Here is an 18039-nt window from a genome sequence, read left to right as displayed (position 1 = left end):
CGTACCATACCCCATGACCGGGGGGCCTGGGCCCGCGACCGGCCTCTGTAGGCTGCCCCGCGGCTTGTCCTGGCGTACTTATTTGAAGGAGTTTCCCGCGTGAAGTCTCGTTTCCCCGTGATCGTTGGTTTTGGTGGTTATAACGCAGCCGGCCGCAGCTCCTTTCACCACGGTTTTCGCCGCACCGTGCTCGAGTCCATGGACAGCCGGGCCCGTCAGGAAACCCTCGCCGGCCTGGCGGTGATGATGAAGCTGGTGCGCGTGGTCGACGGCGCCCACCAGGCACTCGACGGCACGCCCCTGAATCTGGCCGAGATCGACAGCCGCTTCGCCGAGCAGATCCTCGCCTCCACCCTGGTGCGGCGCATCGAGAAGACCTACCTGGACGTCGACGCCGCCCACTGGCAGAAGAGCATCGGCGTCGCCGCCGCGGCAGGCAGCCCCCTGACCTTCATCACCAGCCGCAAGCAGCTGCCCGAGCCGCTGCCGGCCAACTGGTCGGTGGAGGAGCTCAACGCTGCGGAGGTGCGCGTCACCCTGCACGACAACTGCGAGTTCAAGGTCGACAGCTATCGCGCCCTGCCGGTCAAGTCCGCCGGCCAGCTGCCCAGCGGCTTCGAGCCGAGCGAACACTACAACTCACGCTTCCACCCCCGCGGCCTGAGCATGGCGGTGGTCGGGGTGACCGACGCCCTGCGTTCCACCGGCCTGCCCTGGCAGTCGATCGTCGAGCGCGTGGCGCCGGACGAGATCGCCGTGTTCGTCAGCTGCATCATGAGCCAGCTGGACGAGAACGGCTTCGGCGGCCTGATGCAGTCGCGTCTCAAGGGCGGCCGGGTCACCGCCAAGCAGTTGGCCCTGGGCCTGAACTCCATGCCGGCGGACTTCATCAACGCCTATGTGCTGGGCAGCGTCGGCACCACCGGCGCCGTCACCGGCGCCTGCGCCACCTTCCTCTACAACCTGCAGAAGGGCGTCGAGCAGATCGCCCTGGGCAAGGCGCGGGTGGTCATAGTCGGCAGCAGCGAGGCGCCGATCAACCAGGAGTGCATCGAGGGCTACGGCGCCATGGGTGCCCTGGCCACCGAGGACGGCCTGCGCCAGGTCGAGGGCAAGGACCAGGTGGACTTCCGCCGCGCCAGCCGCCCGTTCGGCGAGAACTGCGGCTTCACCCTGGCCGAAGCCTGCCAGTTCGTGGTGCTGATGGACGACGAGCTGGCCCTGGAGCTGGGGGCCGACATCCATGGCGCGGTGCCGGACGTGTTCATCAACGCCGACGGCTTCAAGAAGTCCATCTCCGCCCCCGGCCCGGGCAACTACCTGACCATGGCCAAGGCGGTGGCCAGCGCCGTGCAGCTGCTCGGCATCGACGCCGTGCGCCAGCGCAGCTTCGTCCATGCCCACGGCTCGAGCACCCCGGCCAACCGGGTCACCGAATCCGAACTGCTCGACCGCGTCGCCGCGGCCTTTGCCATCGAGCAATGGCCGGTCACCGCGGCCAAGGCCTTCGTTGGCCACTCCCTGGCCAGCGCCAGCGGCGACCAGCTGATCGCCGCCCTGGGCAGCTTCAAGTACGGGGTGATTCCGGGGATCAAGACTATCGACGCAGTGGCCGACGACGTCCATCAGCAGCACCTGAGCATCGCCACCCAGGACCGCCAGGTCGGCCAACAGACGCTGGACGTGTGCTTTATCAACTCCAAGGGCTTCGGCGGCAACAACGCCAGCGCCCTGGTGCTGGCGCCCCACGTGGCCGAACGCATGCTGCGCAAGCGCCATGGCGAGGCCGTCTTCGCCGCCTATGCCGCGCGCCGCGAGCAGACCCGCGCCGCCGCCCAGGACTACGACCGCCAGGCCCTGCTGGGTCAGCTGGAGATCATCTACAACTTCGGCAACGACCTGATCGACGACAAGGCCATCGAGCTGGGCAGCGAGCAGCTCAAGGTGCCCGGTTTCCCCCAGCCGCTGGTGTTCAAGCGGGACGACCGCTACAGCGACATGCTCGACTGAACGCCGCGCAGGCTGGGGCGAGCGCAGCGATACCCCTCACCCGCCCTTCAGTCGATGGCTCTGCCGCTACGCGGCTCAATCGAGGGCGCGGGCCAACTGGATGAGCTCGGCGCGCCATTCGGCGGCAGCCGGCAGGGCCAGGAAGGACGGGTTGAGCAGGGACTCGCGGGCCTCGTAGGTCAAGGCCTCGCCCTTCAGCGTCAGCACCTCGCCACCGGCGCCCTCCAACACGCCCTGGGCGGCGGCGGTGTCCCACTGCGAGGTCGGCGCCAGGCGCGGGTAGCAGTCGGCCAGGCCCTCGGCCAGCTGGCAGAATTTCAGCGAGCTGCCGACGCTGAGCAGCTGCAGGTCGCCGAAGCGCTCGCCGAGGCCGGCCAGCAGGCGCTCCTGGGCGGGGCTGGAATGGCGGCGGCTGGCCACCAGGGTGAAGGCCTCGGCCGGCGCCAGGCGCACGCCGATCGCCTGCTCCGTGCCATCGGCCTCGGCCCGCCGCGCCCCCAGGCCGGCGCCGCCGTAATAACAGCGGCCGTTGGCCGGAAGGCCGACCACGCCGAACACCACCCGCCCGCGCTCGATCAGCGCGACGTTGACGGTGAACTCCTCGCTGCCGGCGATGAATTCCTTGGTGCCGTCCAGCGGGTCGACCAGCCACCAGCGCTCCCAGCCGCCGCGTTCGCTCAGGGGAATGTCGGCGGCCTCCTCGGACAGCACCGGGATGCTCGCGTCCAGTGCACGCAGGCCGTCGACCAGCAGATGGTGGGCGGCCAGGTCGGCGGCGGTCACCGGCGAGGCATCGGCCTTCTCGGTGACGGTCACGCCGGCGCGCCAGTGCGGCAGGATGGCGGCGCCGGCCTGGCGGACCAGGTCGAGCACCGCGGGAATCAGGGGATGGTTCACAGGACGAAGTCTCCGCGTTGGCTCAGTAGGTCGCGGGCCAGGTACAGGGCGGCCAGGGCGCGGCCCTCGCTGAACTGCGGGTGCAGGGCCAGGCTCGCCAGCTCGCGCAGGTTGACCCGGTCCACGCGCATCGGCTCCGGCTCGTCGCCCGGCAGACGCTCCTCGTAGAGGTCACGGGCCAGCACCACCTGGATCTTCTGGCTCATGTAGCCGGGGGACAGGCTCAGCTCGGTGAGGTGCTCGAGCTGGCGGGCGCCGAAGCCGGCCTCCTCCTTGAGCTCGCGGTTGGCCGCCGCCAGCACGTCCTCGCCCGGCTCGATCAGCCCCTTGGGCAGCGACAACTCGTATTCCTCGGTGCCGCCGCAGTACTCCTCCACCAGCAGCGCGTGCTCGGCGTCGACCATCGCCACCACCATCACCGCGCCGTAGCCGACGCCCTTGCCGACCAGCCGCTCGTAGGTGCGCTCCACGCCGTTGGCGAAACGCAGCTGCAGCTCCTCGACGCGGAACAGGCGACTGCTGGCGACTATCTCGCGGGCGAGTACGGTGGGCTTCTGGCGCATGGGGCGGCTCCTTGGCATGACCGGGCGGGTTATCATACCCCGGCTTTCCCCATTAGCCCCGGCGGAGATTGCGCGAGAGACGACGGCTGCCGGCCGAATCGCGACAGACCCCGCACCACAGCCGAAGCCCCTGCCATGCCGCCGTTACCCTGGAGCGCGATCGACACCGTCCTGCTGGATATGGACGGCACCCTGCTCGACCTGCACTTCGACAACCACTTCTGGCTCGAGCACCTGCCGCAACGCTACGCCGAGCACCACGGCATCAGCCGGGCGCTGGCCGACGCCGAACTGCTGCCGCTGTTTCGCGAACATGCCGGCCAGCTGACCTGGTACTGCACCGACTTCTGGAGCCGCGAGCTGAAACTGTCGATCCGCGAGCTCAAGCGCGAGGTGGCCGAGCTGATCGCCCTGCGCCCGGACGCCGACACCTTCCTCCAGGCCCTGGGCGCCGCCGGCAAGCGCGTGGTGCTGATCACCAACGCCCACCGCGACTCGCTGTCGCTCAAGCTCGAGCGCATCGAGCTCGCGCCCTACTTCGAGCGCCTGATCAGCTCCCACGACTACGGCTTCCCCAAGGAGAACCAGCAGTTCTGGCACGCCCTGCAGCAGGACTGCCCCTTCGATCCGGCACGCAGCCTGTTCATCGACGACAGCCTGCCGGTGCTGCGCAGCGCCCGCACGTTCGGTGTCGCCCACCTGCTGGCGGTGCGCCAGCCGGACAGCCGCCAGGGGCCCAAGGACACCGAGGAATTCGCCGCGGTGGAGGACTACCGGGCGCTGCTGCCCTGAACCGGCCGGCAAAAAACGACCCGCGATTGCTCGGCTTCGGCACCGCCGCACAGAGCATTAGACGCCTGCGCCCCTGGGGCTTAGGCTAGGCCCATTAACCCAACGGACCGCCCGATATGCCGCGCGCCGCCTCCACCCCGCCCCCCGCCGCCAACCCGTCGGGGCACGCCTACGCCTACATCGAACTGGACGCCGCCGCCCAGCCGGGTGACGCCGTGCTGGCCGAGGAGTGCGCCCTGGCCATCAGCTACAACGGCATCAGCCACGCGGTGATGATGGTCTCGCCCTCGGCGGTGGAAGACTTCGTCGCCGGCTTCAGCCTCAGCGGCGCCCTGGTCGAGTCCCTCGACGACATCTACGACATCCAGGTCAAGCGCGCCGGCGCCGCCCTGAGCGCCGAGGTGCAGATCAGCAGCCGTGCCTTCTGGGCCCTCAAGCAGCAGCGGCGCAACCTGGCCGGCACCAGCGGCTGCGGCCTGTGCGGGGTCGAGGCCCTGGAGCAGGCGCTGCCGCAGCTGGACGTGCTGGCCAGCAGCCCGTTGCCGCCGGCGGCGCACGTGCAGGGCCTGCGCGAGCGCATCGGCCAGTTCCAGCGCCTGGCCCGGCAGAGCGGTGCCCTGCATGCCGCGGCCTTCGTCGACGGCAGCGGCGAGATCCGCCTGTGCCGCGAGGACATCGGCCGCCACAACGCCCTGGACAAGCTGATCGGTGCCCTGCTGCGCGAGCGCCTAGACCCCCGCCAGGGCTTCGCCCTGGTCACCAGCCGCTGCAGCCTGGAGCTGATCCACAAGGCGGTGCGGGCGCGAATCGGCACCCTGGTCAGCCTGTCGGCGCCGACCAGCCTCACCGTGCAGTGGGCACGCCGCCACCACCTCAACCTGATCCACCTGCCGCACCACAGCGCACCGCGGGTCTACAGCCCGGCGCCCGCCTCGGAGCGATAAGCAGCCGCCCTCGCTGAGCGTCGCCCCATACCCGCTCAGTCGGATTCAGCCATAGGCGCCGGCGGAGTAGGTCAGCTCGTAGCTGTGGCTGTAGATCTCCAGGATGTTGCCGAAGGGGTCCTCCATGTAGACCATGCGGTAGGGCTTCTCCCCGGGGAAGTACTCGCGCACCGGCATGCGCTGCTTGCCGCCGGCGGCCACCACCCTGGCGGCCAGGCCTTCGACGTCGGGGTCCTGGACGCAGAAGTGGAACACCCCGCTCTTCCAGTATTCGAAGTTGTTCTGCGGCCTCTCGGCGTTGCGGAACTGGAAGATCTCCACGCCGATGCGGTCGCCCGTGGACAGGTGGGCGATGCGGAAGGAGCCCCAGCCGGCGCCGAACACGTCGGTGCACATGACCCCGATGGCCGAGTCGTCTTCGCCTATGGTGGTCGGCGGCATGATCAGGTACCAGCCCATGACCTCGGTGTAGAACTTCACCGCGGCATCGAGATCGGTGACCGACAGGCCGATATGGGAAAAACTGCGCGGGTAGACGCTGGACATTGGAGAGCCTCCTGGGGTGTGAAGAGTGGCCAGTCTAGGCACGCCTAGTCATAATCAGAATAATCACCAGATTATGACTTCGATAAGATATCCTTATGCTAAATCCGCAATGGCTGCGCACCTTCGCCGCCCTCGCCGAGCGGGGCAGCTTCACCCGTGCCGCCGAGCACCTGGACCTGACCCAGGCCGCCGTCAGCCAGCACGTGCAGCGCCTGGAGGAACGCCTGGGGCCACTGCTGATCCGCCGCCCGCGCCAGCTCGAACTGACCCCCGCCGGCCGTGCCCTGCTCGACTACTGTGCCGAGGTCGGTGCCGCCGACCAGCGCTTGCAGCAGCGTCTGTCCGAGGCCGACGCCGAGCAGGGCGAGATCGGCCTGATCAGCCCGGGGAGCATCGGCCTGGCGCTCTATCCCCATCTGCTCGAGGTGCAGCAGGCCCATCCGGGCCTGCGCATCCGCCATCGTTTTGCCCCGGACCACGAAGTGCTCGAGGCGGTGCTGGACAACCGCTTCGAGCTCGGCCTGGTCACCCTCAGGCCGGACGAGCCGCGGCTGCGCGTCAGCCGCTTCGCCGAGGAGCCGCTGGAATTGCTGGTGCCGGCCGGCGCACGGGTTAGCGGCTGGGCCGACCTCGAGCGCCTGGGCTTCATCGATCACCCGGACGGCCTGGCCATGGCCGGGCGCCTGCTCAGCCGGCGCTTTCCCGGCAACCCGGGGGTGCGCGGCCTGCCCTGCCACGGCTTCACCAACCAGATCGGCCTGATCCTCGAGCCCGTGGCCCGCGGCCTGGGCTTCACGGTGCTGCCGCGCTACGCGCGCCTGGCGTTCCCCCGGCAGGACGCCATCCAGGTGATAGAGGGGACACCTGCCGTGGTCGATACCCTGTGGCTGCTGCACCGTGCGGAATGGCCGCTGTCGGCCCGCGCCGAGATGATCTTGCGGCGCATAGGCCCGCACTTCTCCAGCGAAACGGGAAGGCCCCGCGGCTAGCGGGCGGGCGACACAGTCCCGGCGGGCCAGGGCGGCCGCAGGCTGAACAAGCCACTGCATGCCTCGGCTTGCACGAGCGCCCGGGCTCCACTAGCTTCAACACCAGGAAGCTGGGATGCACCTCGCCAGGCCGGTCGCGCCGCTCTCGTTCTACGTCCCCCCCAGCCCAAATTGATCGCGCCGCCTCCGCGGCGGAGCGCCTCGTCGCGGTTCCCAGCCATGGGGAGGGCAGCCCATGCCAGCCACACCGAAGACCAACTGGAGCAAGGCTAGAAACTGGGTGGTCGGTCTGACCGGCGTGTTGCTGGTCGTGCCGGCGCTGATCAACGCCGGGGCGGACATCTACGTGGCCTACAACCAGTTGCCGCGTACCGAGTCGGAACGAGTCAACGTCGAACTGTTCAAGAAATACTTCGGTAAGGAGCCGGTCGCCCGGCTGCCACTGCCGATCAAGGACGGTCCGGCCACCTACGAGGTGAGGTTCTCGGTGTACGACGGCGGCGATGTGTTCGTCGAGTACGGCGAGATGACCCAGTGGTTCCCCTTCCCCAAACGCGAAGTCGAGCGCCATTCCAGCCTGTCGCTTATCCCCAGTGCCCAGGCCGCCGACCTGACGCACCTGTACGGACCCTACCAGCAGTTCGACCACATCGACGGAGTCACCCTGGTCCGCAACCGCAGCTACGCCAGCGGTGCCCACGAGCAACAGATCATCGACATGCGCACCGGGCAGATCATCGACTACGACGTCGCCCCAGCGCCGACGCTCCCACCCCCGTCCCCGCCAGAAGGGCTGCCGCCGGTGGCCCCCTTCGCCGGCATCGACCTGCTGCAGCAACAAGGGCCAACCCCCTCGGCTGACCCGGCCACTAGCTGCCGGAGCACAGCCGGTCCCTGCCTGCTGCTCCAGCCGATGGCCAGCGGCCTGCCCTGCTACTGCATGACCCCGCTGGGTCCGGCGTACGGGCAGTCCTACTAACGCAGCCCGTTCACCCCAGGCGAGCCGAAGCAGGCCCGGCCAATCGCAAAGACCGGCATCACTTTTTTGCCCCCCGGCGCCTCGCGCCGGCTAGCATCGCCTCGTCCAACCGATTTCCGAGTTCCCCATGCTGACCACCCTGGCCGTCGCCAACTACCGTTCCATCAACAATCTGGTGCTGCCGCTGACCCGGCTGAACCTGATCACCGGCGCCAACGGCAGCGGCAAGTCCAACCTGTACCGCGCCCTGCGTCTGCTGGCGGAGACGGCCCAGGGCGGCGTGGTCAACGCCCTGGCCCGCGAGGGCGGATTGGACTCGACGTTCTGGGCCGGGCCGGAAAAGATCTCGCGGCGCATGCACAGCGGCGAGGTGGCCATCGAGGGCGGGCCCAGGCGCAAGGCGAAGCGGCTGCGCCTGGGCTTCGCCGGCGAGGACTTCGGTTACGCGATCGCCCTCGGGCTGCCCGAGCCGTCCCTGTCGGCCTTCGCCCTCGACCCGCAGATCAAGCACGAAGCCATCTGGGCCGGCCCCTTCTACCGCCCGGCGAGCCTGCTGGTGGAGCGCGACGGACCGATGGTCCGCGCTCGCGAGGGTCGCACCTGGGAGGTGCTGGGGCAACACACCCCGAGCTTCGACAGCATGTTCGACCAGGTCGGCAATCTGCAGTCGGCGCCGGAAGCCTTCCAGTTGCGCGAGACCATTCGCGGCTGGCGCTTCTACGACCACTTGCGCACCGACGCCGAGGCCCCGGCGCGACAACCGCAGCTGGGCACCCGCACCCCCGTGCTGCACCACGATGGCCGCGACCTGGCCGCCGCCTTGCAGACCATCCGCGAGATCGGCGACGGCCAGGCGCTGGAGCGCGCGATAAGCGACGCCTTCCCAGGCGCCCGCCTGCGCGTCGCGCCCCAGGGCAGTGGCCGCTTCGCCCTCGAGTTCCATCAGCAAGGCCTGCTGCGCCCCCTTGCCGCCAGCGAGCTGTCGGACGGCACCCTGCGCTACCTGCTGCTGGTCGCCGCATTGCTGACCCCGCGGCCGCCGTCGCTGATGGTGCTCAACGAGCCCGAGACCAGCCTGCACCCCGACCTGCTGCCGGCCCTGGCACGGCTGATCGGCGGCGCCGCGCGGCATACCCAGGTGTGGGTGGTGTCGCACGCCAGCCGGCTGATCGCGGCGCTGGAACAGCACCCCGAGTGCAATGCCATCGTGCTGGAGAAGGCGCTCGGCCAGACCGCTGTCGTCGGCCAGGGGATGCTCGACCAACCGGCCTGGCACTGGCCGGGGTAGCCTTTTAGGGCGGGTCATCGACCCGTGCGGATCGCGGCTTGTAGCCGCCCGCAACGCTCGTTTTACTCTGCGGCCACGCAATCTTGGCAGGGGCCGCGCCATCGCTCGGCGGGTTACCCCTTCGGCTAACCCGCCCTACGTCTGCCGAAGCCGGTCATCGCCAGACAGCAAAAAGCCCGCGCGATGCGGGCTTATTGTGGTCAGCACCTGGTAGAACCCAGGCCGCAATTCTACCGATCAGGCGCTCCTGGCCACCGGCTCGATCTGCTGGCGCTCCCCCTGCATGGCCTCCAGGACGAAGGCACTGAGGCCCTCGCCGCCGGTGGCGTCGATATGCGCGTAGAGCGCGGTGCGCATCTGCGGGTCCCATTGCTTCTTGAGGTGGTGGGCGAAATCCGCGCGGGCCTGCGCGGGATTCGGCTGGGAAGCGAAGAAGGCGCCGATCTGGTTGGCCATCTTGATCAGTTGCGTGGCGTTCATGCCCATCTGCTAAGCCCCCGTTAGGGTCTGGCGGTGAGAGGAAAGGGGCGGCCGCTACGGCCGCCCCGGCTACAGGTTCAGAGCTGAGTCACCTTGATCTGCGGCAGGAACTCGACCTGCTCCTTGGTGAAAGCCTCGAACTCCTGCTGCCACTTCGACGGCACCTCGACCTTGCGCACCTGCACCGCCGTGACCTTGTACTCGGGGCAGTTGGTGGCCCAGTCGGAGTTGTCGGTGGTGATCACGTTGGCACCGGATTCCGGGTGGTGGAAGGTGGTGTAGACCACCCCCGGCTGCATGCGCTGGGTGACCTTGGCGCGCATCACCGTCTCGCCGGCGCGGCTGTCGATGCCGACCCAGTCGCCGTCCTGGATACCGCGGTCCTCGGCATCCACCGGGTGCAGCTCGAGGATGTCCTCGGCGTGCCAGGCCTTGTTCGAGGTCCGCCGGGTCTGGGCACCGACGTTGTACTGCGAGAGGATGCGGCCGGTGGTGAGGATCAGCGGGCGCTTGCGCGAGGTGCGCTCGTCGCTGGCGATGTACTCGGTGACCATGAAGCGGCCCTTGCCGCGCACGAACTGTTCCTCGTGCATGATCGGCGTGCCGTCCGGCGCCTCGTCGTTGCACGGCCACTGGATGCTGCCCAGGCGGTCGAGCTTGGCGTAGCTGACCCCGGTGAAGGTCGGCGTCAGGCTGGCGATCTCGTCCATGATCTGCGACGGGTGCGTGTAGTTCATCGGGTAGCCCAGGGCGTTGGACAACGCCACCGTCACCTCCCAGTCTTCCTTGCCGGCCAGCGGCGGCATCACCTTGCGCACCGGCGAGATGCGCCGCTCGGCGTTGGTGAAGGTGCCGTTCTTCTCCAGGAAGGAAGCGCCCGGCAGGAACACGTGGGCGAACTTGGCGGTTTCGTTGAGGAACAGGTCCTGCACCACCACGCACTCCATTTCCTTCAGCGCGTCGGTGACGTGCTGGGTGTCCGGGTCGGACTGCGCCGGGTCCTCGCCCTGGATGTAGATGCCCTTGAAGGTACCGGCATGGGCGGCGGCCAGCATGTTGGGGATGCGCAGGCCCGGCTCGTCGAGCAGCTTGACGCCCCAGGCCTCCTCGAACTGCGGACGCACCACGGGGTCGGAGACGTGGCGATAGCCCGGCAGCTCATGGGGGAAGGAGCCCATGTCGCAGGAACCCTGCACGTTGTTCTGCCCGCGCAGCGGGTTGACGCCGACGCCGGTGCGGCCGATGTTGCCGGTGGCCATGGCCAGGTTGGCGATGGCCATCACGGTGGAGGAGCCCTGGCTGTGCTCGGTCACGCCCAGGCCGTAGTAGATCGCCGCATTGCCGCCGATGGCATACAGCCGCGCGGCCGCACGCACCTCGGCGGCCGGCACGCCGGTGGTGGCTTCCAGCGCCTCGGGGCTGTTGCGCTCTTCGCTGACGAAGCTGCGCCACTGCTCGAAGGCCTCGGCCTCGCAGCGCTCGGCGACGAAGGCCTCGTCGACCAGGCCCTCGGTGACGATCACATGGGCCAGGCTGTTGAGCAGGGCGACGTTGGTGCCCGGGCGCAGCTGCAGGTGGTGGTCGGCCTTGATGTGCGGGCTGCGCACCAGGTCGATGCCGCGCGGGTCGGCGACGATCAGGCGGGCGCCCTCGCGCAGGCGGCGCTTGAGCTGCGAACCGAAGACCGGGTGGCCGTCGGTGGGGTTGGCACCGATCACCAGCACCACGTCGGCGGCCAGCACCGAGTCGAAGTCCTGGGTCCCGGCCGACTCGCCGAGGGTGACCTTGAGGCCGTAGCCGGTCGGCGAATGGCAGACCCGGGCGCAGGTGTCGACGTTGTTGTTGCCGAAGGCGGCGCGCACCAGCTTCTGCACCAGGTAGGCCTCTTCGTTGGTGCAGCGCGAGGAGGTCAGGCCGCCGACCGCGTTCTGTCCGTACTTGGCCTGGATGGCCTTGAAGCGCTCGGCCGCGTAGCCGATGGCCTCGTCCCAGCCGACGCTGCGCCAGGGCTGGTCGATGCTGTCGCGGATCATCGGCGTGCTGATGCGATCCGGGTGGGTGGCGTAGCCCCAGGCGAAGCGGCCCTTGACGCAGGCATGGCCGTGGTTGGCGTGGCCGTCCTTGTTCGGCACCATGCGCACCACTTCGTTGCCCTTGACCTCGGCCTTGAACGAACAGCCGACGCCGCAGTAGGCGCAGGTGGTGATCACGCTGCGCTCGGCCTGGCCCATCTCGATGACCGACTTCTCCATCAGGGTGGCGGTCGGGCAGGCGTTCACGCAGGCGCCGCAGGACACGCACTCCGAATCGATGAAGTCTTCGTCCTGGCTGGCGGCGACCCGCGAGTCGAAGCCGCGGCCGTCGATGGTCAGGGCGAAGGTGCCCTGCACCTCCTCACAGGCGCGCACGCAGCGGTTGCAGACGATGCACTTGGCCGGGTCGTAGCTGAAATAGGGGTTGGACTCGTCCTTGGCCTCGGCCAGGTGGGTCTTCACCGGGTCGTAGCGCACCTCGCGCAGGCCGACCACGCCGGCCATGTCCTGCAGCTCGCAATTGCCGTTGGCCGAGCAGGTCAGGCAGTCCAGGGGGTGGTCGGAGATGTACAGCTCCATGGTGCCGCGGCGCAGTTCGGCCAGCTTCGGGCTCTGCGTGCGCACCTTCATGCCCGGCTCCACCGGGGTGGTGCAGGATGCCGGATAGCCGCGGCGGCCTTCGATCTCCACGGTGCACAGGCGGCAGGAGCCGAACGGCTCGAGGCTGTCGCTGGCGCACAGCTTGGGCACGGCGATGCCGGCCTCCTGGGCCGCGCGCATCACCGAGGTGCCGGCCGGGACGGTGACCGGCTGGCCGTCGATTTCCACCGTTACCGGGGCGCCGGTACGGGCGGGGGTGCCATAGTCGAGTTCACGATACAGGGCCATGAGAGTGCCTCCGGATCAGCGGGCTTCGGTGGTGTCTGGCGACACCCCGAAGTCCTCGGGAAAGTGGTTGATGGCGCTCAGCACCGGGTAGGGGGTCATCCCGCCGAGGGCGCAGAGCGAGGCGCCGAGCATGGTGTCGCAGAGGCTCTTGAGCAGCTCGATGCGACCCGGCTGCGGGCCTTCGGAACGGGCGACGATGATCTGCTCGAGCAGCTCCTCGCCACGGGTCGAGCCGATCCGGCACGGGGTGCACTTGCCGCAGGACTCCACCGCGCAGAATTCCATGGCGTAGCGGGCCATGTCGGCCATGTCCACCGTGTCGTCGAACACCACGATGCCGCCGTGGCCGAGCACCGCGCCGAGGGCGGCGAAGGCCTCGTAGTCCAATGGGGTGTCGAACTGCGACTCCGGCAGGTAGGCGCCCAGCGGGCCGCCGACCTGTACCGCGCGGATCGGCCGGCCGCTGGCCGAGCCGCCGCCGTATTCGTACAGCAGCTCGCGCAGGGTGACGCCGAAGGCCTTCTCGATCAGGCCGCCGCGGGCGATGTTGCCGGTCAGCTGGATCGGCAATGTGCCGAGCGAGCGGCCCATGCCATAGTCCTTGTAGTAGGCGCCGCCCTTGTCGAGGATGATCGGCACCGAGGCCAGGGAGATCACGTTGTTGATCACCGTCGGCTGGCCGAACAGGCCCTCGATGGCCGGCAGCGGCGGCTTGGGCCGCACCGTGCCGCGCTTGCCTTCGATGCTCTCCAGCAGCGCGGTTTCCTCTCCACAGATGTAGGCGCCGGCGCCGCGGCGCAGCTCCAGGTGGAAGGCCTTGCCGCTGCCGAGCACGTCGTCGCCCAGGTAGCCGGCGGCCGTGGCACGGGCGATGGTCTCAAGCAGCACCGCCTCGGCGTGGGGGTATTCGGAACGCAGGTAGATGTAGCCCTGGGTCGCGCCGACGGCGAGACCGGCGATGGTCATGCCCTCGATCAGCACATAGGGGTCGTCCTCCATCACCATGCGGTCGGAGAAGGTGCCGGAGTCGCCTTCGTCGGCGTTGCAGACGATGTACTTCTGCTCGGCCTGGCAGCCGAGCACGGTGCGCCACTTGATGCCGGTGGGGAAGGCCGCGCCGCCACGGCCGCGCAGGCCGGACTCGGTGACCTCGGCGACGATCGCCTCGGGCGTCATGCCCAGGGCGCGCTGGAGGCCGCGGTAGCCGTCATGGGCGATGTAGTCCTCCAGCGACAGCGGGTCGGTGATACCGGCGCGGGCGAAGGTCAGGCGCTCCTGGCGCTTGAGGTAGTCGATCTCCTCGGTCAGGCCCTGGCCCAGGGCATGCTCCTTGCCTTCGAGGAAGCCGGCGTCGAACAGGCCCGGCACGTCCTTGGCCTTGACCGGGCCATAGGCCACGCGGCCGGCCGGAGTCGCCACTTCCACCATGGGCTCGAGCCAGAACAGCCCGCGCGAGCCGTTGCGCACCAGCTTGATGTCCAGGTTGCGCGCCTTGGCCTCGGCCGCGATGGCCTGGGCCACCCGGTCGGCGCCCAGGCTCAGGGCGGTGGCGTCGCGCGGTACGTAGACAGTCAGGGTGCCTTGAGTGTTGTTCGCCTGGCTCATGCCTGGGCCTCCTGTTCTTCCAGCAGGGCCAGCAGGCCCTCGGCATCGACACGGCCATGCAACTCGCCGTTGAGCATGGCATTGGGTGCGCAGGCGCAGTTGCCCAGGCAGTACACCGCCTCGAAGGTCAGGCTGCCGTCTTCGCGGGTCTCGCCGAGCTGCAGGCCCAGCTTGTCCTGCAGTTCGGCGGTCAGGGCCTTGACCCCCATCGACTGGCAGGCCTCGGCCTGGCACAGCTTGAGGTGCTGGCGACCGGGCGGCGTGGCGCGGAAGTCATGATAGAAGCTGACCACCCCGTGCACCTCGGCGCGCGACAGGCAGAGCTCCTCGGCGATCAACGGCAGCAGATCCGGCGGCACGGCGCCGAGGCGGTCCTGGATGTCGTGGAGGATGGGTAACAGGGCGCCGGGCTGGCCCCGGTGGGCGGCCAGTACCTCACGGGTAACGGCCTGGCACTGTTCGGGGTCGAAGCGCTGGGGAAGAGTGGCCATGTGCGATGCTCCAGCCGGCAGGCTTAGCCGGTGCTGTCGGGGAGATGACTCGGTCCATTCACGGTCTATGGGCCGGTTATCTCTGGCGTTCGCCTTACGGCTCGCCACATATGAAATAAAGTTCTTATACTCGGACGCAGAACAGGCCCGATAACGCAAAGTACCATGGGCTCCCCCTCGATCAAATATGAAGCCATGAGCATATGATCCGCATCGAAATCCAACCGCGCTGGCGCTTCCACCAGAGCGACGGCAGCAGCCTCGATCCCCAGGGCCTGGCCCTGCTGCAGGCGGTGCACGACACCGGCAAGCTGACCGAAGCCGCGGCGCGGGTCGGCTACTCCTACCGGCACGCCTGGAACCTGCTGGGCAAGTGGCAGGAATTCTTCGGCAGCCCGCTGATCGAGCTGGAGCGCGGCAAGGGCGCGCGCCTGGCACCGCTGGGCGAGAAGCTGCTGTGGGCCGACCAGCGCATCCGCGCGCGCCTGTCGCCGCAACTGGACAACCTGGCCGGCGAACTGGAGCTGGAGCTCAACCGGGTACTGCAGGCCAGCAACCCGGGGCTGCGCATCTTCGCCAGTCACGGCTTCGCCGTGGCGGCCCTGCGCGAGTGGCTGGAGCAGGACCCCAGCTGGCAGTGGGAGGTGCAGTTTCGCAGCGGCAGCGAGGCGATGATCGCCCTGCACCGCCGCGACTGCGAGGTGGCCGGCCTGCATGTACCGGTCGGCCCCCTCGGCGCCCTGAGCCTGAAACGCATCCAACCCTGGCTGCGCCCGGACCTGCGGGTGATCACCTTCGTCGAGCGCACCCAGGGCCTGATCCTCGCCCCCGGCAACCCCCACGGGGTGCAGGGCCTGGCCGACCTGCTGCGCGGTGACCTGCGCTTCGTCAACCGCGAGCAGGGCTCGGGCACGCGCACGCTGCTGGAGAGCCTGCTGCGCCGCGACGATCTGGACAGCGCGGCGATCAACGGCTTCCACAACGAGGAGTTCACCCACGCCGCCGTGGCCGCCTTCGTCGCCAGCGGCATGGCCGACGCCGGCTTCGGCGTCGAGGCGGCGGCGCGCCAGTTCGGCCTGACCTTCATCCCCATGGCCCGGGAGAACTATTGCCTGCTGTGCCACGAAGACAGCCTCGACCTGCCGGCCATGGGCGCCCTGCTCAGGGTACTGCAGAACCCCGAGTTCCAGACGCGTATCGCCCAGCTGCCCGGCTACGCCCTGAGCCGCCCCGGCGAGGTGATGCCGCTCCCCCAGGCGCTGGAGCAGTGGCGCAAGGAAAGCCTGCTATAAAAGCCCGCCGCGACCGCCGGTCATGGGCGCTGCGGCGGTGCCCTGGGTACAATCCGCCCCCCCTCAATCACGAGCTCGGACGTATGAGCCGTCGCTGGCTGCTGACCGTTGCCCTGTTCTGCTGCGCCCGCCTCGCACTCGCCCAGGACGAGCCCGAACTGCGGGTGTGCCAGACCGATCCCGGCAAGTACGCCTATCGCATCGAACTGGCCAACCTGATCCTCGCCCGCACCGCCGAACGTTACGGCGAACGGCGCATCACCCCACGCCAGGGCGTCGACCCCTCGCAGAAGCGTTGCCTGGCCTTGTTGCGCCAAGGGCTGGTAGACCTGGCCTACGTGCCGCCGACCGCAGCGCGCCTGCGCGACTTCGCAGTGCTGCCCTTCGACCTGCACAACGGCATGCTCGGCTACCGGGTGCTGCTGATCCACCGGGCCGACGCCCAGCGCTTCGCCCAGGTGCGCAGCCTCGACGACCTGCGCCGGCTACGGGGCGGCTTCGGCCGCCAGTGGGGCGATTTCGCCCTGTTCGCCCGCAATCGCCTGCCGGTGGTCGGTATCGCCCACCCGGAAAACCTGCTGCCGATGCTCGCCAAGCGCCGCTTCGACTACTACCACCGCGGCCTGCATGAGGCCTGGCAGGAGCTCCAGGCCAATGCCGAGCGCTACCCCGAGCTGATGGTCGAGCCGAGCCTGGCCCTGGTCTACGACCTGCCGGTGTTCTTCACCTTCAACCGCGAGGACCGGCGCCTCAGGCAGCGCTTCGCCGAGGGCCTGGCCGCGATCCGTGCCGACGGCAGCTTCCGCGAGCTGTTCTTGCGCCACTTCGGCCACCTGGCAAAACTGGCGCGCCTGCACGAGCGGCGATGGCTGCCGATCGACTACCCCACCCCGCCGGGTTTGCCGCCCCGGGACACCAGCCTGTGGCTGCAGCCCTGAACCGAGCGCCGGATACGCGCCAAGGGCCGCGATAGCCGGCCGCGGAAACGGGCAAGGCGCCAGTACAGGAGGCCGGTGAAACGGCCGTTTTCAGGCTCGACCAAGAAGCCTCAGACCCCGGCTTATCGGCGAAGTTCTCCCCAAAAAACAAATATTTAACAACTGTGAGCAAAGTCGTGCAGCTCGTCGGCCGGCACTTGCGCACGCCTCGCGGCGGCCCGAGGATCGCGGCCATGTTTACATGGAGAGACTGCCCGTCATGAAGTATTCCTCGATCCTCCTGTTGTCCCTGAGCCTGGTCAGCGGTGCGGCGCTCGCCGGCACGACCGAAGCCGGCATAGGCGGTGCCCTGGGCGGGGTATTGGGTGCCGTGGTCGGCCAGCAGGTCGGCGGCAACACCGGCGCGGCTATCGGCGCCGGGGTCGGCGGCGCGGCCGGCAGCGTGGTCGGTGCCGACCGACGCAACCGCACCGAGGCGGCCATCGGCGGCGCCCTGGGCGGCGCCGGCGGCAACGTCATAGGCCAGCAGGTCGGCGGCACCACCGGCGGCCTGATCGGCGCCGCGATCGGTGGTGGCGGCGGTGGCGCCCTGGGTAACTACTACGGCGATCGCAGCCGCTACGACGACGATCACCGCCACTACCACGGCGACCGCCGCTACTACCGCGATCACCACCACGGCCATAAACACCGTCACAAGCATCGCGGCTGGCACCGCGGTCACGACCACGACGATTGATCCCGCGGGAGTGCGGCACACCGCCGCTCCCGCCCCATTAACCATTTGAGAACGATCCTATGCGCACACTCCTTTCCGCACTGGCCTTCAGTGCCCTGGCGGCCCCGGCCGCCTTCGCCGGCGACAGCAGCAAGGTCGCCATCGGCAGCGGCATCGGCGGCGCCCTGGGCAACGTCATCGGCCAGCAGGTCGGCGGCAGCACCGGTGCGGCCGTGGGCGCCGGCCTCGGCGGCGCGGCCGGCGGCGTGATTACCGCCCGCGACGGCAACAAGACCGAGGCGGCCCTGGGCGGCGGCCTGGGGGCAGCAGGCGGCTCGGTGATCGGCGGCAAGCTCGGCGGCAGCACCGGCTCGACCATAGGCGCCGGCCTGGGTGGCGCCGCCGGCGGCGCCCTGGGCAACGAGATGGCCAACGACAGCCGCCGCGACGACCGCGGTCATTACCACGACGGCCACGGCCACTACCACGGCGACAACGGCCATCACTACGGCCACAAGAAACACAAGCACAAACACCACTGAGTGCCGCCACCTGCCGAAAGCCCGCCCAGCGCGGGCTTTCGCGC

At 69.2% G+C, this 18039-nt stretch carries 17 protein-coding genes; 10 read left to right on the top strand and 7 right to left on the bottom strand.

Going from position 1 to position 18039, the window contains the following annotated elements; all coding sequences use genetic code 11:
- Nucleotides 1-99: 99 nt before the first annotated feature.
- Nucleotides 100-2010: a beta-ketoacyl synthase gene (locus SBP02_RS01615; RefSeq protein ID WP_318644677.1), complete on the top strand. Its 1911-nt coding sequence runs from the start codon at nt 100-102 to the stop codon at nt 2008-2010.
- 75 nt (nt 2011-2085) lie between these two features.
- Here SBP02_RS01615 and cysQ read toward each other — a convergent pair whose 3' ends face one another.
- Both cysQ and nudE read right to left on the bottom strand, forming a co-directional pair.
- Nucleotides 2086-2907 carry a 3'(2'),5'-bisphosphate nucleotidase CysQ gene (cysQ, locus tag SBP02_RS01610; protein ID WP_318644676.1) on the bottom strand — a complete coding sequence of 274 codons (822 nt, stop codon included), beginning with the start codon at nt 2905-2907 and terminating at the stop codon, nt 2086-2088.
- The gene (gene nudE / locus SBP02_RS01605; protein ID WP_318644675.1) at nt 2904-3470 is read right to left on the bottom strand and encodes an ADP compounds hydrolase NudE; all 567 of its coding nucleotides are present in this window, start codon (nt 3468-3470) and stop codon (nt 2904-2906) included. Before nudE ends, cysQ begins: the two co-directional genes overlap by 4 nt.
- A gap of 135 nt (nt 3471-3605) precedes the next feature.
- Between nudE and yrfG the strand changes: the two genes are divergently transcribed.
- Both yrfG and fdhD read left to right on the top strand, forming a co-directional pair.
- Nucleotides 3606-4262 carry a GMP/IMP nucleotidase gene (gene yrfG, locus SBP02_RS01600; protein WP_318644674.1) on the top strand — a complete coding sequence of 219 codons (657 nt, stop codon included), beginning with the start codon at nt 3606-3608 and terminating at the stop codon, nt 4260-4262.
- A gap of 116 nt (nt 4263-4378) precedes the next feature.
- Nucleotides 4379-5206, top strand: a complete 828-nt coding sequence (gene fdhD, locus SBP02_RS01595; RefSeq protein WP_318644673.1) for a formate dehydrogenase accessory sulfurtransferase FdhD — start codon at nt 4379-4381, stop codon at nt 5204-5206.
- Nucleotides 5207-5251: 45 nt separating this feature from the next.
- Here fdhD and SBP02_RS01590 read toward each other — a convergent pair whose 3' ends face one another.
- Nucleotides 5252-5752 (bottom strand): lactoylglutathione lyase family protein, encoded by a 501-nt coding sequence (locus SBP02_RS01590; RefSeq protein ID WP_318644672.1) that lies wholly within the window; start codon nt 5750-5752, stop codon nt 5252-5254.
- 95 nt (nt 5753-5847) lie between these two features.
- Here SBP02_RS01590 and SBP02_RS01585 point away from each other — a divergent pair, with 95 nt between their 5' ends.
- The 3 genes from SBP02_RS01585 (at nt 5848) to SBP02_RS01575 (ending at nt 9008) form a co-directional block, all read left to right on the top strand.
- Nucleotides 5848-6741 (top strand): LysR family transcriptional regulator, encoded by an 894-nt coding sequence (locus SBP02_RS01585; protein WP_318644671.1) that lies wholly within the window; start codon nt 5848-5850, stop codon nt 6739-6741.
- 235 nt (nt 6742-6976) lie between these two features.
- The gene (locus tag SBP02_RS01580; protein ID WP_318644670.1) at nt 6977-7720 is read left to right on the top strand and encodes a hypothetical protein; all 744 of its coding nucleotides are present in this window, start codon (nt 6977-6979) and stop codon (nt 7718-7720) included.
- Between the two features lie 127 nt (nt 7721-7847).
- Nucleotides 7848-9008: an AAA family ATPase gene (locus SBP02_RS01575; RefSeq protein WP_318644669.1), complete on the top strand. Its 1161-nt coding sequence runs from the start codon at nt 7848-7850 to the stop codon at nt 9006-9008.
- A 237-nt stretch (nt 9009-9245) separates the two neighbouring features.
- On the opposite strand, the gene SBP02_RS01570 is transcribed toward SBP02_RS01575, so the two are convergent.
- The 4 genes from SBP02_RS01570 to SBP02_RS01555 form a co-directional block, all read right to left on the bottom strand.
- The gene (locus SBP02_RS01570; protein ID WP_318644668.1) at nt 9246-9488 is read right to left on the bottom strand and encodes a formate dehydrogenase subunit delta; all 243 of its coding nucleotides are present in this window, start codon (nt 9486-9488) and stop codon (nt 9246-9248) included.
- Between the two features lie 77 nt (nt 9489-9565).
- Nucleotides 9566-12409, bottom strand: a complete 2844-nt coding sequence (gene fdhF / locus SBP02_RS01565; RefSeq protein ID WP_318644667.1) for a formate dehydrogenase subunit alpha — start codon at nt 12407-12409, stop codon at nt 9566-9568.
- Nucleotides 12410-12424: 15 nt separating this feature from the next.
- Entirely contained in the window at nt 12425-14014 is a 1590-nt protein-coding gene (locus SBP02_RS01560; protein WP_318644666.1) for a formate dehydrogenase beta subunit, read from the bottom strand.
- Entirely contained in the window at nt 14011-14505 is a 495-nt protein-coding gene (locus SBP02_RS01555; protein ID WP_318644665.1) for a formate dehydrogenase subunit gamma, read from the bottom strand. Before SBP02_RS01555 ends, SBP02_RS01560 begins: the two co-directional genes overlap by 4 nt.
- A 203-nt stretch (nt 14506-14708) precedes the next feature.
- Here SBP02_RS01555 and SBP02_RS01550 point away from each other — a divergent pair, with 203 nt between their 5' ends.
- The 4 genes from SBP02_RS01550 to SBP02_RS01535 all read left to right on the top strand — a co-directional run bounded on the left by SBP02_RS01550 (nt 14709) and on the right by SBP02_RS01535 (nt 17995).
- Nucleotides 14709-15797 (top strand): substrate-binding domain-containing protein, encoded by a 1089-nt coding sequence (locus SBP02_RS01550; protein ID WP_318644664.1) that lies wholly within the window; start codon nt 14709-14711, stop codon nt 15795-15797.
- 83 nt (nt 15798-15880) lie between these two features.
- Nucleotides 15881-16735: a substrate-binding periplasmic protein gene (locus SBP02_RS01545; RefSeq protein WP_318644663.1), complete on the top strand. Its 855-nt coding sequence runs from the start codon at nt 15881-15883 to the stop codon at nt 16733-16735.
- A gap of 259 nt (nt 16736-16994) precedes the next feature.
- Complete coding sequence (locus tag SBP02_RS01540) at nt 16995-17474, top strand: glycine zipper domain-containing protein (protein ID WP_318644662.1); 480 nt, start codon at nt 16995-16997, stop codon at nt 17472-17474.
- Between the two features lie 59 nt (nt 17475-17533).
- A complete protein-coding gene (locus tag SBP02_RS01535) occupies nt 17534-17995 on the top strand; it encodes a glycine zipper domain-containing protein (protein ID WP_318644661.1) in 462 nt (153 codons plus the stop codon).
- Nucleotides 17996-18039 lie beyond the last annotated feature (44 nt).

Origin of the sequence: Pseudomonas benzenivorans (assembly GCF_033547155.1) — a bacterium.
Taxonomy (GTDB): Bacteria; Pseudomonadota; Gammaproteobacteria; order Pseudomonadales; family Pseudomonadaceae; genus Aquipseudomonas; species Aquipseudomonas benzenivorans_B.
The sequence above is the reverse complement of the archived record's forward strand: the minus strand, read 5'-3'. Positions and strand labels throughout refer to the sequence as shown.

Coding starts and splice junctions, on each gene's coding strand:
- SBP02_RS01535 (WP_318644661.1), top strand. CDS start 17,534: ATGCGCACACTCCTTTCCGCACTGGCCTTCAGTGCCCTGGCGGCCCCG.
- SBP02_RS01570 (WP_318644668.1), bottom strand. CDS start 9,488: ATGAACGCCACGCAACTGATCAAGATGGCCAACCAGATCGGCGCCTTC.
- SBP02_RS01560 (WP_318644666.1), bottom strand. CDS start 14,014: ATGAGCCAGGCGAACAACACTCAAGGCACCCTGACTGTCTACGTACCG.
- SBP02_RS01585 (WP_318644671.1), top strand. CDS start 5,848: ATGCTAAATCCGCAATGGCTGCGCACCTTCGCCGCCCTCGCCGAGCGG.
- SBP02_RS01545 (WP_318644663.1), top strand. CDS start 15,881: ATGAGCCGTCGCTGGCTGCTGACCGTTGCCCTGTTCTGCTGCGCCCGC.
- fdhF (WP_318644667.1), bottom strand. CDS start 12,409: ATGGCCCTGTATCGTGAACTCGACTATGGCACCCCCGCCCGTACCGGC.
- SBP02_RS01540 (WP_318644662.1), top strand. CDS start 16,995: ATGAAGTATTCCTCGATCCTCCTGTTGTCCCTGAGCCTGGTCAGCGGT.
- SBP02_RS01550 (WP_318644664.1), top strand. CDS start 14,709: ATGATCCGCATCGAAATCCAACCGCGCTGGCGCTTCCACCAGAGCGAC.
- SBP02_RS01575 (WP_318644669.1), top strand. CDS start 7,848: ATGCTGACCACCCTGGCCGTCGCCAACTACCGTTCCATCAACAATCTG.
- yrfG (WP_318644674.1), top strand. CDS start 3,606: ATGCCGCCGTTACCCTGGAGCGCGATCGACACCGTCCTGCTGGATATG.
- nudE (WP_318644675.1), bottom strand. CDS start 3,470: ATGCGCCAGAAGCCCACCGTACTCGCCCGCGAGATAGTCGCCAGCAGT.
- SBP02_RS01555 (WP_318644665.1), bottom strand. CDS start 14,505: ATGGCCACTCTTCCCCAGCGCTTCGACCCCGAACAGTGCCAGGCCGTT.
- SBP02_RS01590 (WP_318644672.1), bottom strand. CDS start 5,752: ATGTCCAGCGTCTACCCGCGCAGTTTTTCCCATATCGGCCTGTCGGTC.
- SBP02_RS01580 (WP_318644670.1), top strand. CDS start 6,977: ATGCCAGCCACACCGAAGACCAACTGGAGCAAGGCTAGAAACTGGGTG.
- fdhD (WP_318644673.1), top strand. CDS start 4,379: ATGCCGCGCGCCGCCTCCACCCCGCCCCCCGCCGCCAACCCGTCGGGG.